The 14,497-nt window shown below is 42.8% G+C and carries 11 protein-coding genes; 7 read left to right on the top strand and 4 right to left on the bottom strand.

The genetic code is table 11. From position 1 onward, the window contains the following. The first annotated feature begins 637 nt into the window (after positions 1 to 637). On the top strand, positions 638 to 1,069 hold the full coding sequence (locus tag ACSUPM_RS01385; RefSeq protein ID WP_025651900.1) for a hypothetical protein: 432 nt from the start codon (positions 638 to 640) through the stop codon (positions 1,067 to 1,069). Between the two features lie 128 nt (positions 1,070 to 1,197). Here the strand turns inward: ACSUPM_RS01385 and ACSUPM_RS01380 are convergent, their stop codons facing one another. Continuing rightward, the gene (locus tag ACSUPM_RS01380) at positions 1,198 to 2,355 is read right to left on the bottom strand and encodes an NAD(P)/FAD-dependent oxidoreductase (RefSeq protein WP_436880111.1); all 1,158 of its coding nucleotides are present in this window, start codon (positions 2,353 to 2,355) and stop codon (positions 1,198 to 1,200) included. A 232-nt stretch (positions 2,356 to 2,587) separates the two neighbouring features. Then, a complete protein-coding gene (gene acs / locus ACSUPM_RS01375; protein WP_436880110.1) occupies positions 2,588 to 4,549 on the bottom strand; it encodes an acetate--CoA ligase in 1,962 nt (653 codons plus the stop codon). A gap of 438 nt (positions 4,550 to 4,987) precedes the next feature. Here acs and ACSUPM_RS01370 point away from each other — a divergent pair, with 438 nt between their 5' ends. Continuing rightward, complete coding sequence (locus tag ACSUPM_RS01370; protein WP_350588300.1) at positions 4,988 to 6,304, top strand: NAD(P)/FAD-dependent oxidoreductase; 1,317 nt, start codon at positions 4,988 to 4,990, stop codon at positions 6,302 to 6,304. 176 nt (positions 6,305 to 6,480) lie between these two features. After that, positions 6,481 to 7,542: a pirin family protein gene (locus ACSUPM_RS01365; RefSeq protein WP_350588299.1), complete on the top strand. Its 1,062-nt coding sequence runs from the start codon at positions 6,481 to 6,483 to the stop codon at positions 7,540 to 7,542. Between the two features lie 125 nt (positions 7,543 to 7,667). Here ACSUPM_RS01365 and ACSUPM_RS01360 read toward each other — a convergent pair whose 3' ends face one another. Further along, positions 7,668 to 8,771, bottom strand: a complete 1,104-nt coding sequence (locus ACSUPM_RS01360; protein ID WP_025651894.1) for an alkene reductase — start codon at positions 8,769 to 8,771, stop codon at positions 7,668 to 7,670. Between the two features lie 508 nt (positions 8,772 to 9,279). Between ACSUPM_RS01360 and ACSUPM_RS01355 the strand changes: the two genes are divergently transcribed. Next, positions 9,280 to 10,323 carry a hypothetical protein gene (locus tag ACSUPM_RS01355; RefSeq protein ID WP_436880109.1) on the top strand — a complete coding sequence of 348 codons (1,044 nt, stop codon included), beginning with the start codon at positions 9,280 to 9,282 and terminating at the stop codon, positions 10,321 to 10,323. 140 nt (positions 10,324 to 10,463) lie between these two features. On the opposite strand, the gene ACSUPM_RS01350 is transcribed toward ACSUPM_RS01355, so the two are convergent. Continuing rightward, positions 10,464 to 11,270, bottom strand: a complete 807-nt coding sequence (locus ACSUPM_RS01350; RefSeq protein WP_350588297.1) for a DUF3592 domain-containing protein — start codon at positions 11,268 to 11,270, stop codon at positions 10,464 to 10,466. 249 nt (positions 11,271 to 11,519) lie between these two features. Here ACSUPM_RS01350 and ACSUPM_RS01345 point away from each other — a divergent pair, with 249 nt between their 5' ends. The 3 genes from ACSUPM_RS01345 to ACSUPM_RS01335 all read left to right on the top strand — a co-directional run bounded on the left by ACSUPM_RS01345 (position 11,520) and on the right by ACSUPM_RS01335 (position 14,365). Beyond that, positions 11,520 to 12,539 (top strand): lipoate--protein ligase, encoded by a 1,020-nt coding sequence (locus ACSUPM_RS01345; RefSeq protein WP_025651891.1) that lies wholly within the window; start codon positions 11,520 to 11,522, stop codon positions 12,537 to 12,539. Positions 12,540 to 12,759: 220 nt separating this feature from the next. Beyond that, entirely contained in the window at positions 12,760 to 13,908 is a 1,149-nt protein-coding gene (locus tag ACSUPM_RS01340) for a PAAR domain-containing protein (RefSeq protein WP_025651890.1), read from the top strand. After that, positions 13,889 to 14,365, top strand: coding sequence for a hypothetical protein (locus ACSUPM_RS01335; RefSeq protein ID WP_436880108.1), 477 nt, complete (start codon positions 13,889 to 13,891; stop codon positions 14,363 to 14,365). The genes ACSUPM_RS01340 and ACSUPM_RS01335 overlap by 20 nt, the downstream gene beginning before the upstream one ends. Positions 14,366 to 14,497: the final 132 nt, after the last annotated feature.

Here is a 14,497-nt window from a genome sequence, read left to right as displayed (position 1 = left end):
TTTAGTAGAGACATAATAATGGCGGATAGCTTAGCATTTTTCCAGCAGGTCGTCATGCCATCTCTTTATGTATTGTTTTTTTTCATACTCAAAAACGTCAATTACCTTTTTTTTAGAACACTAATTGTTGACCCACAAAAGCTGAAAGGCTTATAGCGCCATGTACTGCACCTAACCTTGGTACGCCATAAATACTTGTCATTGAGTAAGTGAGATTATTTATTGAATAAAAGTTTTTCAAAACATGACAATGTATGAGATCACCTAAAAACGTAATGTCATGTAACCAAAAGAGTCAAATAAGAATTATTTACGCTATGATAGCGAGGCTAATAAAACAGTTGTACACTTAGAATTGTAAGCAGATATATATACGCATTGAATTATCAATGATTACCCTAATCTCAGTTGAACAATAGCAAAGAAGACCAATAACAAGAAAACCAATAATAACAAGTTACTATCACTGCCCTGTAGTCCATCTACACGATCAGTTTTCCTCAGCCCACAGCACCTCCTCTGTGGGCTCTTTTTTGTCTGTAATTTATTGATTAATGCTTCATCTACCAAATATAGTTTGGAAATTTAATTTTTATATGCTAAAAATAGTATATCTTATCAATTAGAGGTAGAGACAATGAAATCACTGACAACTAAAGCCCTTTTATTAGCTTCATTGTTCGTATTTATCACCCCTTCTTATGCTAGCGATTACCTGTGTAGTTACACCACCAGAATTTCCGATAGTGATAAGTACAATTCAAGCGGTGCATTACTAGCGAAAAACTATAGCAATACCGCAGTTGCCAGTATTCTAAGGCAAGATAGAGCAAACTTCTATGTCTACAATAAGGAAGACAGAGAAGATGAGGCAGACTGCTTGTTTAGCACTAAAGAGGCGCGAGCAAAGATGCAAAAATCTCTCACCTCAGGTAGCATACCGCAGTATGCTAAGAAAATAGTAGTAGATGACAATCCTCTTCTTTACGTAGATGTCTATCATGACCACATCGATGTAAAAATCCTTGAATCAAACTACTATGAACCAGCCAAAAGCACTATTCGATAAGTTAATGAATGCGAGTATTTTTAATCAGCACGCAGCTTTTGCTTTGTGTGCTTTTATTAACGAACATAGTTTTTTTGACATGATGCATTGCTCATTAATTGATTAGACTAACCAAACCTTACTCATCATTACATCCCTTTAGTGACTGCTCTGATCGTCTCTGCTGCCATTTGATAACAACTTTCGATATTGCCGTGTCCACACCAGTCGCCACTCACGATCCATTGATGCCGCTGATCGACCAAAATACCCAGTCTTTTGTTATCATCGACAATCGTTGCTGCATAACGCCAGCGATGACAATCGATTTGGGTAGGTGCGGTTTGAGCACTCCAATTCAGCGCTTGTTTGGCCGCTGTTAGTAATTGCGCTTTTATGGTCTCTATATCCTCATCGACATGGGTTTCTGACCAGTCATTACGCGCATGGATAGTCACGCTTGGCAGTAGTGCACTATGAGCAGGCTTTTGATGCTCAATGAATATTCTATCTAATGGCGAATTATTGACGTAGGCTACATCCCATCTTACTGATGCCTGACTCGTAAAGATCGCAGGTAACTGTGGCACCTCATCCCAGCCTAGCATCAATGTATAACACGCCTGCATTTTTGGCTTAGTAATATCAGCTTGTCTCGTAAAGCCGCTATCTGCCATCAACTCTAGCGCCTGAGCATTTGGCGCGGTACAAATCACCCAATCAAAGCCGCCAAGACTGTTGCCCTCTTCATCGAACAGTTCCGTTTTGCTATCAGCACTATTTTTCTCTACAAAATGCGCTTTATGTAATGGCGCGACACGGGTTTTAAATGCTATGCAGGTATGCTGCAACTCATCGGCCAATGCACGCCCCCAGCTGGTCATTTTTGGGATGCTGATATAACGTGCATGCTTTGTATCCCACTGCTCTTTTGGCTCGATTTGAGGCATATGCCCATCTTCATTAGCAGCAGTCAAGTGAACCACTTGCGCAAGCCACGGCTGCAATAGGCGATTATCCAGCCAAGGACGGATAAATTGTTTAAAACGGTCTGTTTTGACTGTAAAGAACTGCGCGCCAAAGCCCCATTGCCAGTTGTTGCCCGTCTTTTCATCGGTACGGTAGCGAGTCGCCAGACGCCCCACGCTACGGGATTTTTCAAAGATGGTTATTTGTACCTTTGACTCTTGACGCTTAGCCAATTCCCGCTCAAGCAAAGTGGCCGTAAACAATCCCGTCAAACCGCCACCTATAATGGCGATTTTTGGTACTGAGGTATGTGCAGAGGGTGCAGAATGATCAGTCATAATGACAGTAGGCCTTTTACAATATCGTTGATTCAATATAAGTCGTCAGAAAATAGCATTTATAAGCATAGCATATTACTTTTGATTGGCTGGTTTTTAGATAATATTGAACCTTTAATAGGCCCTAATATCAATAACCTCTGCGTAAAAAAGCCATGCTACCTTTAATAGCATGGCTTATGTGAACATTTATAAAGTAGATGTTATTTTATTTATCAAGTGCTCATGACCACTATGCCGCACGTTCGGCTTTGACCACCTCGACCAGTTGATTAATGACTGAGCTGTCTGCAAGGGTAGACAAATCCCCCAGTCCAACATATTGCCCAGCGGCAAGATTGCGTAAGATGCGGCGCATAATTTTGCCCGAGCGGGTCTTTGGCAGCGCATCGACGATATAGATAGCATCCAAGTTGGCAATCGGCCCAATCTCTGCACGCACATGACGGTTTAGCTCCGCCTTTAGCGACTCGCTTGAGGCTTCACCCGACTTGAGAATGACAAAGGCACATATCCCCATACCGCGGATATCATGCGGCATACCGACAATAGCGGCCTCCGCAGTCGCAGGATGAGCCACTACGGCGCTTTCGATTTCTGCCGTACCCAATCGATGTCCAGAGACATTGAGCACGTCATCGACACGGCCGGTAATCCAATAGTGTCCATCTTCGTCACGCTGCGCGCCATCACCGGTAAAATAATAACCCGGATACTCTGTAAAGTAAGTCTGCAAAAAGCGCTTATGATCATTATAGATGGTACGCATCTGTCCCGGCCAGCTACTATTAATAGCCAAGTTGCCTTCAGCAGAGCCTTCGAGTGCCACGCCGTCACTATCGACGATTTCTGGTCTGATGCCATACAACGGATTCATCGCAGCGCCCGGCTTCATATTGACCGTGCCCGGTATTGGTGCCATGAGAATACCGCCCGTCTCGGTCTGCCACCACGTATCGACAATCGGACATTTGCCATCACCAACGACGTGATAGTACCAATCCCACGCTTCGGGGTTGATCGGCTCCCCAACTGACCCAAGCAAGCGCAAGCTTGAGCGATCCGACTCCCGAACGAAGGTATCCCCCTCTTTCATCATTGCTCTAATAGCTGTCGGTGCGGTGTATAAAATAGTCACATCATGCTTGTCGATAATATGACCAATACGCGCCCAAGTTGGATACTCTGGCACTCCTTCGAACATCAGCGTCGTCGTGCCATTGGCAAGCGGTGCATAGGTCGCATAAGTATGACCAGTCACCCAACCGACATCGGCTGTACACCAAAAGACATCGTCTTCTTTGACATCGAAGACGTCTCGAAAGGTCGATAGCACATAAGTAATATAGCCCCCAGTGGTATGCAGCACGCCTTTGGGCTTACCTGTCGAGCCAGAAGTGTATAATAAAAACAACGGATCCTCGGCATTCATCACTTCAGGTTCGCACTGCTCTGACTCACCGTCGACCAAATTATGATACCAAATATCACGGCGACCACTCATCGGTACAGAGTTACCCGTACGATGCACAACAACGACTTTTTCTACACTGTCTGTGCCATCCATATCCAAGGCGCGATCGACATTGGCTTTGAGCGGCGTATGCTTATTACCGCGCAGCCCCTCATCAGCTGTAATGACAATTTTGGACTGGCTATCAATCAAGCGATTGCCCAAGCTCTCAGCAGAGAAGCCGCCAAATACTACAGAATGGATGGCACCGATACGTGCACATGCCAGCATAGCGATCATCGCCTCTGGTATCATGGGCATATACAAGGTCACACGATCGCCTTTTTTGACGCCAAGCTTACGCATCGCGTTGCCTAGGCGACATACCGCCGCATGCAATTCTTTGAAGGAGATAATTTTGTGTAGGGAGGGATGATCACCTTCCCAAATAATAGCGGGTTTGTAAGGGTTGTTTTTTAGATGTCGATCGAGGCAATTGACTGAGATATTCAGCTCGCCATCTTCAAACCACTTGATACGAAAATCATCTAAATCATAATTAACGTCGCTGATCTTGGTGGGTTTTTTGATCCAATCAATCAGCTCAGCGCGCTCAGCCCAAAAAGCGTCGTTCGCTTCATGCGACTCGATAGACCTTTTATAGTCTGCAGCGTATTGCTCAGCTGTCGTATTGGCAGCAGCGGCAAACTCAGCTGCAACGGGAAATGATTTTTGAGTCATAGTCATCGTCCTCTTCTAATTATTATGACCTGTATAACGGATCGTCAATAACGAGTAGCTATAGAGGCAATAAGGGTCATCTTCCATAATGTGTGACACTCAATGATAGTTTGACAAATTAGCGCAACGGTTGCAAGGCATCAACGCTCAATCATAACAATTCCGCTGCACAACTTATCATTAGTGACTCGCTATAAAATCTATAGTCAGTAAAAAGTCATATCGATAGATCACGCACGGCTGATATCAATTTTTCTTGCTGTTTCTAACAACGTGTTTATCGCGACTTTTAACGACCTTGAGATTTAATCCTTGTAACCTCTGGTTAAATATGGACAATAGCCACTCTAAAGATTATGTTTGGCTAATATAGGCAAAACCCTAAGCTATAAAAGTAAGCTGGGCATATTATTTTTACCTTTTTAAACTTATCGCTTTATGGAACCAATCGCAATGGACAATCAGCGTACAGGACACTCTCATACCTATTATGATGTCATCATCATTGGCGCTGGTGCGTCAGGGTTGTATTGCGCGCTCACGGCCGGTCGCCGTGGTCGCCGCGTATTGGTCCTAGATCATGCCAATAAAGCGGGTAAAAAAATCCTGATGTCAGGTGGTGGACGCTGTAACTTTACCAATTACTTCGTCGAGCCTGAGCACTTTATCGGTGCCAATCAGCATTTTTGTAAGTCAGCACTGAGTCGTTATCCCAGCTGGGAGTTCATCGGTATGGTGGAAGCGCACAAAATTCGCTATCACGAGCGCGAGCACGGGCAGCTGTTCTGTGATGACTCTGCACAAGATATTTTGACCATGCTACTTGACGAATGTAGCGCGGTAGGCGTGCAAGTAAAGCTAAATGCGCAGGTTGAAAGCGTTCAAGCGGTTAAAAATGATAAAAATGCCCGATTTGAATTACTGACAACCAAGCAACTCAGCAAAAAAGACAAGCAAGAGAGAAAAGAATCAGGCAATCAAGCTAAGCTGCCGCAAACAGGCTACCGCTGCGAATCGTTAGTAGTGGCGACAGGCGGACTGTCTATCCCAACCATGGGTGCTAGCGGCTTGGGCTATGAATTGGCGCAGCAGTTTGGCCATCAGCTCATCTCCACTGATGCCAGCCTCGTACCCTTTACTTTTACGGATAAAACCGGCGATCTTATCCGTGCTTTGGCGGGTATCAGTCTGCCGGTGATTGCCAGTAATGAGCGTATCTCCTTTAAGTTGCCAATACTGTTTACCCATCGCGGGCTCTCTGGCCCTGCCATGTTGCAGTTGTCAAATTATTGGCAGACTGGCGAAAGCATCCGTATTAATTTGCTGCCAGATATCGATGTGACGGCGCTTTTCCTCGCTCATAAAAAGTCGCATCCAAGGCAGCTCATCCGTACCGTTTTGGCCGACTATACCGATAGTGCCTTACCCAAAAAGCTACTGGCGGCCCTACAGACGCACCTGTGGGACGATATAAAAGATACCGAGCTTGCCAATATTAAAGACGAACGTCTGACCGAACTGGGGGTGACGCTCAACGGCTGGCAGTTAAAACCATCCGGCACTGAAGGCTATCGGACGGCTGAAGTCACCCGTGGCGGCGTCAATACAGATGAAGTCTCGTCAAAAACCATGCAAAGCAACTTTCAGGACGGGCTATATTTCATCGGTGAAGTATTGGATGTCACAGGTTGGCTCGGTGGCTACAACTTCCAATGGGCGTGGGCCAGTGGCTTTGTGTGCGGTGAAATGGTTTGATAAAACAGGATACTTAATACTGTCGTTAAGTGACCTTTTTTAGCATAAGAAGCTTGATAACTTTGAAAATAAAAGAACAATCACTATATATTCATAATAAACTATATGTTCATAATAAAAAATATATTAGCCATTTAAACAACTTTAAAAATAAGCTTGGGCTTGCGAGGTGAACAATGCGTGCAATTAAACATATTCATGGAGATAAAGCGCCGCATTGGGTAGGTGATGGTTTTTATGTAAAAACCTTGATCAACCATCTTGAGAATGATCCCAATTTTAATTATAGCCATACCGACCCTTTTTTATTGTTTGATTATGGCGAGCCGACGAAATTTGCGCCCAACCCCGATTATCACGTACAGCCTCATGGTATCGGACAGCATCCGCACAAAGGCTTTGAGACTGTCACCATTGCTTACTCTGGTGAAATCAGTCATGTGGACTCAACGGGTGGCAATGGTGTTATCTTCGAAGGTGATGTGCAATGGATGACCGCAGGGCGCGGCATCTTGCATGAAGAGTTTCATTCGCAGGATTTTGGTCAGCGCGGTGGCGTCTTTAGTATGGTGCAAATGTGGGTGAACCTCCCCAGTGCTCACAAACTGACTAACCCGAAGTATCAAACCATCAGGCGTGCAGATATGCCGGTTGTCGAGTTGCTGGCTGATAGCAATGCTGGCGTCCAAAAAGAAGTGACCAGTCAAAAAGATGCTACCAATCAAAGAGATTCTATCAACCAAAGCGTGATTGGCAAAGCGGCTATTATCGCAGGTGATTGGCAAGGGACAACCGGCGCTGCCAGCACCTTTAGCCCTATTAACTTATGGGATATCGAGTTACAGGCAGCAGGATCGACGACGCTACAGATACCGAACCTTCATAATGTTTTGTTATTGGTGCAAGAAGGCGAGCTGTTGGTCAATGGTACGCACGTCGTAGCTGGTCAACTGATTCAGTTTGTAGCGCCTAGCAAAACCCGCACAGACTTACAAAATGAAAATACCTCTATAATCACGACCGATGCGGCAGTCAATACGGATACTACGGACACTATTGAATTGGCTTATCCAGCAACGGCTGATGCGGAAAAAGCAGTAGCACCCGTTAAATTATTGCTGCTGAGCGGGGAACCTATCGGCGAACCTATCGCCGGTTATGGCCCCTTTGTCATGAATACTCAAGCAGAATTAAAACAAACGTTTCGCGATTATCAAACCGGTAATTTTGGTAAATAGTTAAAACACTAAATACTCAAAAAATAAGCATAAAAAAGCCACCCTACTAATGATAGTAAGGTGGCTTTTTATTGTCTATAACGCTATTACTCATCTTTTCAGCATTAAGGCTGATCGATGCGACTTTACGCTTGGTTCAGGAACGGATAATCAGTGTAGCCAACCGTGCTGCCACCATAGAAGCTCTCTGGATGCTGCTCGTTGAGCGGTGCGCCCTCTTGAATACGTTCAGCGAGATCAGGGTTGGCAATATAATCACGACCGAATGCTACCGCATCGATATAGCCTGCTTTGATGTTCTTCTCAGCTTTGTCCGCATCATAGCCACCAGCGGCAATAATCAGTTGACCAAAAGCATTACGTACGTTTTGGCGGAACTCATCGTTATAAGGCGTACCCCCTGCCCAGTCTGGCTCTGACAGATGCAAATACATTAGACCACGCTTGTTGATTTGCTCAATCAGCCAAATGTTATCGTCTTCTTCGTAGCCTCCCTCAACATTGTTGAACGTGCCAAGTGGTGAAATACGAATACCCACGTGATCAGCATCCCATGCCTCTACGCAAGCATCAATCACGTCCAAGGTTAGACGCGCGCGGTTTTCGCGGCTGCCACCGTACTCATCGTCACGCTGATTGGTATGCTCGGCCCAAAACTGATGCAGCAAATAACCATGCGCGCCATGAATCTCAATACCATCAAACCCCGCTTCCTGCGCGCACTTGGTTGCATGTGCAAAGTCAGTAACCACTTGCTGAATCTCATCAAGACTGGCTGGGCGCGGCGGCGTGGCATCCGCGCGAATGGCTTGGTTGTCACTATCACGCAATGAGGTACGGATACCTACATCGACATCTGAGGCTGAAATTGGTGCACGGCGTTCAGGTTGTACGCTTTCATGTGAGACAAGTCCTGTGTGCCATAGCTGGACGACGATCTTGCCACCTTTAGCGTGGACATTGTCAACGATGGCTTTCCATGCAGTGACTTGATCTTGAGTATGTAGCCCTGGTGCGCCTGCATAGCCTTTTGCTTGAAACGATACTTGCGTCGCTTCAGTGATGACAAGGCCCGCCCCTGCACGCTGCGAGTAGTACTCTGCTGCCCATGTGATAGGGACATCGCCTGGCTCAACGGCACGCAGACGTGTCAGTGGGGCCATCATAATGCGGTTTTTTAGCGTTTGTGTGCCCATTTTTACAGGCTCAAATAAAATATCGTGTGCCATGGTATGCCTCGTTTTTCGTTATAAAAATAGAATAGTAGTTTGATTTATAATGGAGCAATAGTGCTCAGTTCTTAGCGCTAACCTAATTCAGATTACTCACTTAATGACTAAGCAGTGTATTGATAATCCGTGTTCTTTATAGGGGGCACATTCGGCTATTCCAAGGCAACTTTACAAACAAAAACACCGATATGGCATGATATCGGTATTGATAATACTCATTATTCAAGTCCTCTTATGATGATATTAAGCAAATGACTTTAATAATATTGGCTGATTATGTCATCAGCTGACATAGCCGCTGTATACTGACACTATTTAGTCGACAATGGTTATGATGGCTACCATTTTTAGGACGTACTCAAAGGATACCGCATATGCAAAAGACCACATTGTCACTCATGATGGGAGTAAGCCTATTATTTGCTATGAGCGCTTGCCAACCTCCATCTGATATGAAAAAAACTCAGACAACTCAGATAACTCAGATACATTAAATAAGTCATCAATGTCCACGCAAACGGCAAAACAGCCAAGCACGCAGCCATTAATAGAAGCAAAAACGCCAAGAGCACTCACTAATGCATTGGTCGCATTGTCTGAAAAACAGTTAACAAATAAGCTGGTGTGCACTAAGCTCAGTGCTTCTATGAAGGACATTGATGACAAAAGTAAAATTGAAGATATTCGTGGTATCCAACGACAATTAAATGCTTGCTTGCCAATGACTGCGAACGTCGAAATCCTGCAATGGCTAACAGAATATCAAGCACTGTACGGACGTTTTTTGGGTTCTAATGATTCTATGGACTATGCAAGCTTTCACGATGTAGCAGAGACTATAAATCAAGGCAAACAATTATCCGTTGAACAACTAAAAGCACTGAGCCCACGTAAACGATATCTTAGTGAATTGGTGCAGAGTAACGCTGACGTTAGCGTGCTGTATGTAGGCGAAGGCATCTTCAAATTTCATCATAATCTAAAGGCGATAGCAGACCTATTTGCTCCTTATCTACCTGCAGATCAAGCCATGTTTATTCAGCGTATGGCAAAAGACAATCAGGATATTTTTTGGAATGATGGTGCGGTGGCGGTGTCTTTTGACGAGGTGATGGCCCGCGCTGTGTTTTGGGAGAACTATGTTAAAACATACCCAGACAGCTACTTTATTGAAGATGCCAAAAATTTATTTGCGACGTACCGTTATATACTGTTTTACGGATCCAACAATACCCAATGGACAGATGACTCTATACATGAGTTTATTAATCCCAAGTACAAGCAAGCCATACAGCAGTTAGCCAAGCGTCCGAGTAGTATCTTGGCTCAAGACGCGCACACTTTTCTTGATTTTATGGCGTTGTCCGATAGTAAGCGTAAGAAAAAGTATCCCGTGCCAAACAAGGATGATAATGGCAATAAGATAGACGATTGGGAAATTCCCCGCTATCAATTAACAGAAGTATTGCAAAAACCTTCGCCATGGAAAATGGATGATAATAGAGACTGTTTAACTGGCGTGATTTGTGTCGATTATAAGGTTGAGTGAGATGGCACATTAATCCCTAGTAGCGCTGGCGTCAATCCGTCAATCCGTATGTTTTTATCACGGGACTTGCTGAGCGTAATATGGCGGCTATTCTTCAGGAATATTTTGCATAATAAAGGAGAGGTTTATGAAGAACACTCTTATTCAAAATGAATACCCCAGTTATTGCGAAGCGATTCTAGCTTGGGAATGACGCATGATTGATATTCATTGTTCGCCGCTACAAAGATCGGAATATCGTCCCCTGTTCTTTTATCACTTATAATTGAGAAATCTGTGGTTAACGATTCCCCTATCACTTTATTGCCACTTCTCGTTTCATATTCATAATGCACGATGACGCCTTGTCCTAAATTGATAATAGGAATGGCGTATTTTGGCATCATAGAAACGATACGTGCCGTAGCAACTTGCCCGTACTTGTAGAGCTTTAGCTCTTTTCTGGTGCTAATAAATAAATAAATTAAAAATGGCAGGCCAAATAGCAGGAACGGTATAGGTATCAGAAAAAGTAACGCCACTGGAAAGCGGTAAGGCTTTAAATTCTGTATGATTGATTGACCATTTAGTTCTTTAATAGCGAGATTATCGCCAACTTGGAGCGCTTCGATTCTTTCACCTTCCAGAACTTTGTATTTAGACCTAACTGCCTCATTATTTTTGAGGTACTGGTATGAGATGATTGTCGGATGAACATCGTTTATGGTTACGTTGCTTTCGACCTGAATATCAGTGACTTCAGCGCTCGTTTCTATACCTTGAGAGTCGATTAACTCATAGTCTATTTTTGGACTGTCATTACCCGTAAAAGAGAATATCAGGGTAAAAATAACGAACATCAGCAAGGCAAAAAAAGAAAATAGTAATCCAAAAAACAGTGCAATTGGCTTCTTTTTTAGAAGGCTCATGATAGTAGAGAACTTGACTTTCCTTGGTGTACTATTCATTTTTGAGTGTCACTATTTTAATAATGAGTGTTTTATGGGCGATTCTACTACGTTATAAAAAACCATTTTAGTAGGCATTAATCCAATATAAAATCGCTCAAACTTATGTTAGGTAGCATTATACCTAGTCACTCCATAAAGTCAGTAAAAGTTATAGATTTTTTTGCCAACTTTTTTTTATTTTAACCCGTATAAAATAGTTGTTAATTTTAAAACTCTTAAACTCATACCTTAAAAAAGGACAGATAAATGAAACTGCGCATCTTAAAGTCTGCCGTCACCAACCCTTGGTTTAACCTTGCCACCGAGGATTGGATATTTAATACCCTCAATCCCGACTCACACACGCTATTTTTATGGCGCAATAGCGAGACCGTGGTCATTGGGCGCTCGCAAAACCCATGGGTAGAATGCAAAATCGATAAGATGGAAGCCGACGATGTGTTTCTGGCGCGGCGTCAAAGTGGCGGCGGCGCGGTATTTCATGATTTGGGCAATACCAACTTTACCTTTTTATCGCCCAAAGCCGACTACGACCAAGAAGCGAACTTTACCATCATTATTAATGCGTTAAAGAAACTGGGCATAGACGCGGATTTATCTGGGCGTAACGACATGCAAGTCGGTGATAAAAAGATATCAGGCAGCGCCTTTAAACACGCTGCTGATCGCAGCTTTCATCACGGCACATTATTGGTCAATGCCAATATGCAAAAGCTGGGCGATTATCTCAATCCGCATCCGCTTAAGCTCAAAGCCAAAGGCATAAAATCTGTCCGTGCGCGTGTCGCCAACTTGGTTGAGTTTAATGAAGACATCAATCACGAGACTTTATCCGAGGCGATTATCGAGGCGTTTTGCGAATACTATCGTGACACTGATTATGGCGACACTGCGCCAGTAGAAGAATTGGATGAAGCCAGTCTCGCCAAGCAACCTAACCTGAATAAATACTATCAGCAAATGGCAGATTGGGATTGGCGTTTTGGTAAAACCCCTGAATTTACCCATCACATTGAGACGCGATTTGATTGGGGCATCATTGATTGTCACCTTGATGTGAAGCAAGCAGTGATACGCGATGTGGTTATCTTCTCTGATGCGCTAAACGTTGAATTAATTGACCTATTAAAAGACACATTGACGGACATTAAATACGATAAACATGAGATTAAAGCTAAGTTTGAAGAGTTATGCACAGCACATCCTGAGTTGGCAGCGCAGATTGATGACGTGTCTGTGTGGCTAATTGGAGAGATGGAAGGTTAGATTTTTGCTTGTTATTAATAATAAATAAAAGGACTCAATTTTCTTTTGTGTTCAATTTTTCAAAATCTTTCATAGTTTACGCCGACTGAGCTTGCCGTATAAATCATAAATTTAGACAAACTTAAGTTTGATATTTTACGCTTTTACCATCTATAATGTGATGCAAATAATAGATCCGCTATAAAAGTCCAAACTTTAAACGTTTAAGCAAGGTAGCACTATGGCAGCCTATATCACAGTCGGCGCAAAGACCACTCATGGCGGTACGGTCATCTCCGGCTCACCGCATACTACTCATAACGGTATCCCAGTCTCGCGTAAAGGCGATAAAGTCATCTGCAAGAAATGCAAAAAGGTGACCACTATTCTTAGTGGCGATGCTTCTTTTATCGTCGATGGCGCACCCATCGCACGCGGCGGCGATGTCACCAGCTGCGGCGCTAAACTGATTGCTAGTCAGCAGTCATTTGCAGAGTCAGGATTTGATGTGATGGGAGTTGAGCAGGCTGAGGTAATAAGGCGAGAGGCTAAAGAGTATTTCGATAAGATAATGGGTAATGACACATATAATGATGTTATTCAGCTTATTGATGAATTAACGAAACAGCCACTAAAATCACTAGAATATATTATTGAGCATGCTCAAGGATCAATAAGTGGCAAAACAGATGAAAATGGAAATACTGAAAAAATTGAGTTGTCACAAGCTGAACAAATAAAAATAAAAATACCCAGTATAGGTAATAGTACGTCGGACTTTAAAATTTTTGCACATACTCTAACGCCTATACCTGATAACACGGCTAAGCAGTTTGGAATACAAACTAAGCGAGCTTTAACATCAGGCGAAATCAGTATGGCAAGTTTAGTTTTTGCTAATTCAATTGATTATACTGATGTCTATATTCATAACGATGAATTCTTACCTTTTGGATTACAGAACGACGATACGGTAATGACGCCAAATGGCGAGATTTATTTTCCTAAAGGCTTGTATAGAGATGATTTTTCAAATTTAGTACCTCAAGATGCAGGCTTAAGACATCTATTCATACATGAGATGGTACATGTCTGGCAGCATCAGTTGGGCTATTCTGTGATGATAAAAGGCGCTCTATTACACCCGTGGTGTAAATTGAATGGGTGTGATCCTTATAACTACGTGTTAGAAAATTCTAAGACATTGAGCGATTATAATATGGAACAGCAAGGCGATATTATTGCGGATTATTATTCTTACTTTCATGATACTGATATCGATAGAATTGTGAGTCAATCAGGTATGCTTTATAGAACAAATCAAGATATTTATAAAAGCATACTCTCAAATTTCATAAAGGACTCTTCAAATGCAAATTTACTACCGTAAAATTCAGTCATTAACCCTTATAGCGGCGCTATTTTCTTTAGTTGCCTGCGAAAGTAACCCTTCTCATAGACCACCGATTGGTGGAGCTATTGGTTTAGTAAATACCGATGAAAAAGGCCTGTGTTTTTTACCAAAATTTGAAACCGCATACTTAACATCAACCAAGAAATATGATGATTTAAAGTTTATAAACTTATCTTATGTGGATGTAGTACTTGGAAACGACCCATTATCTAATAAAAAAATTTGGCAAGCATCGCCAAACTCTCAAAAATACTATAAATTAGAAGAGGGCGAAAGTATCTGTATGAATGATGATTTACTAGGATTGAAAAAAAGCGAATATGCAAATTTGACTAACGACAAATACACAGTAGTAATAGGTGGAATGGATGATAAGGAAAGATATAGATTAAGATTTATTGAAAGATTTGAGTATCCTATTCAAACAAAGTAACCTGCTTTACTTAAACCAATAAGGTAATGGCATCAGATAACAATGATAATAAAAATCTTCCTTAATAGTATTGTTGGTGTAATGGACAAAATTCATGCTAAAAAGTAGAAGGTAGTCGCTAATGGACATAAT

It is taken from the genome of Psychrobacter okhotskensis (assembly GCF_965638355.1).
Taxonomy (GTDB): Bacteria; Pseudomonadota; Gammaproteobacteria; order Pseudomonadales; family Moraxellaceae; genus Psychrobacter; species Psychrobacter okhotskensis.
This window is presented reverse-complemented; position numbering and strand designations above follow the sequence as displayed.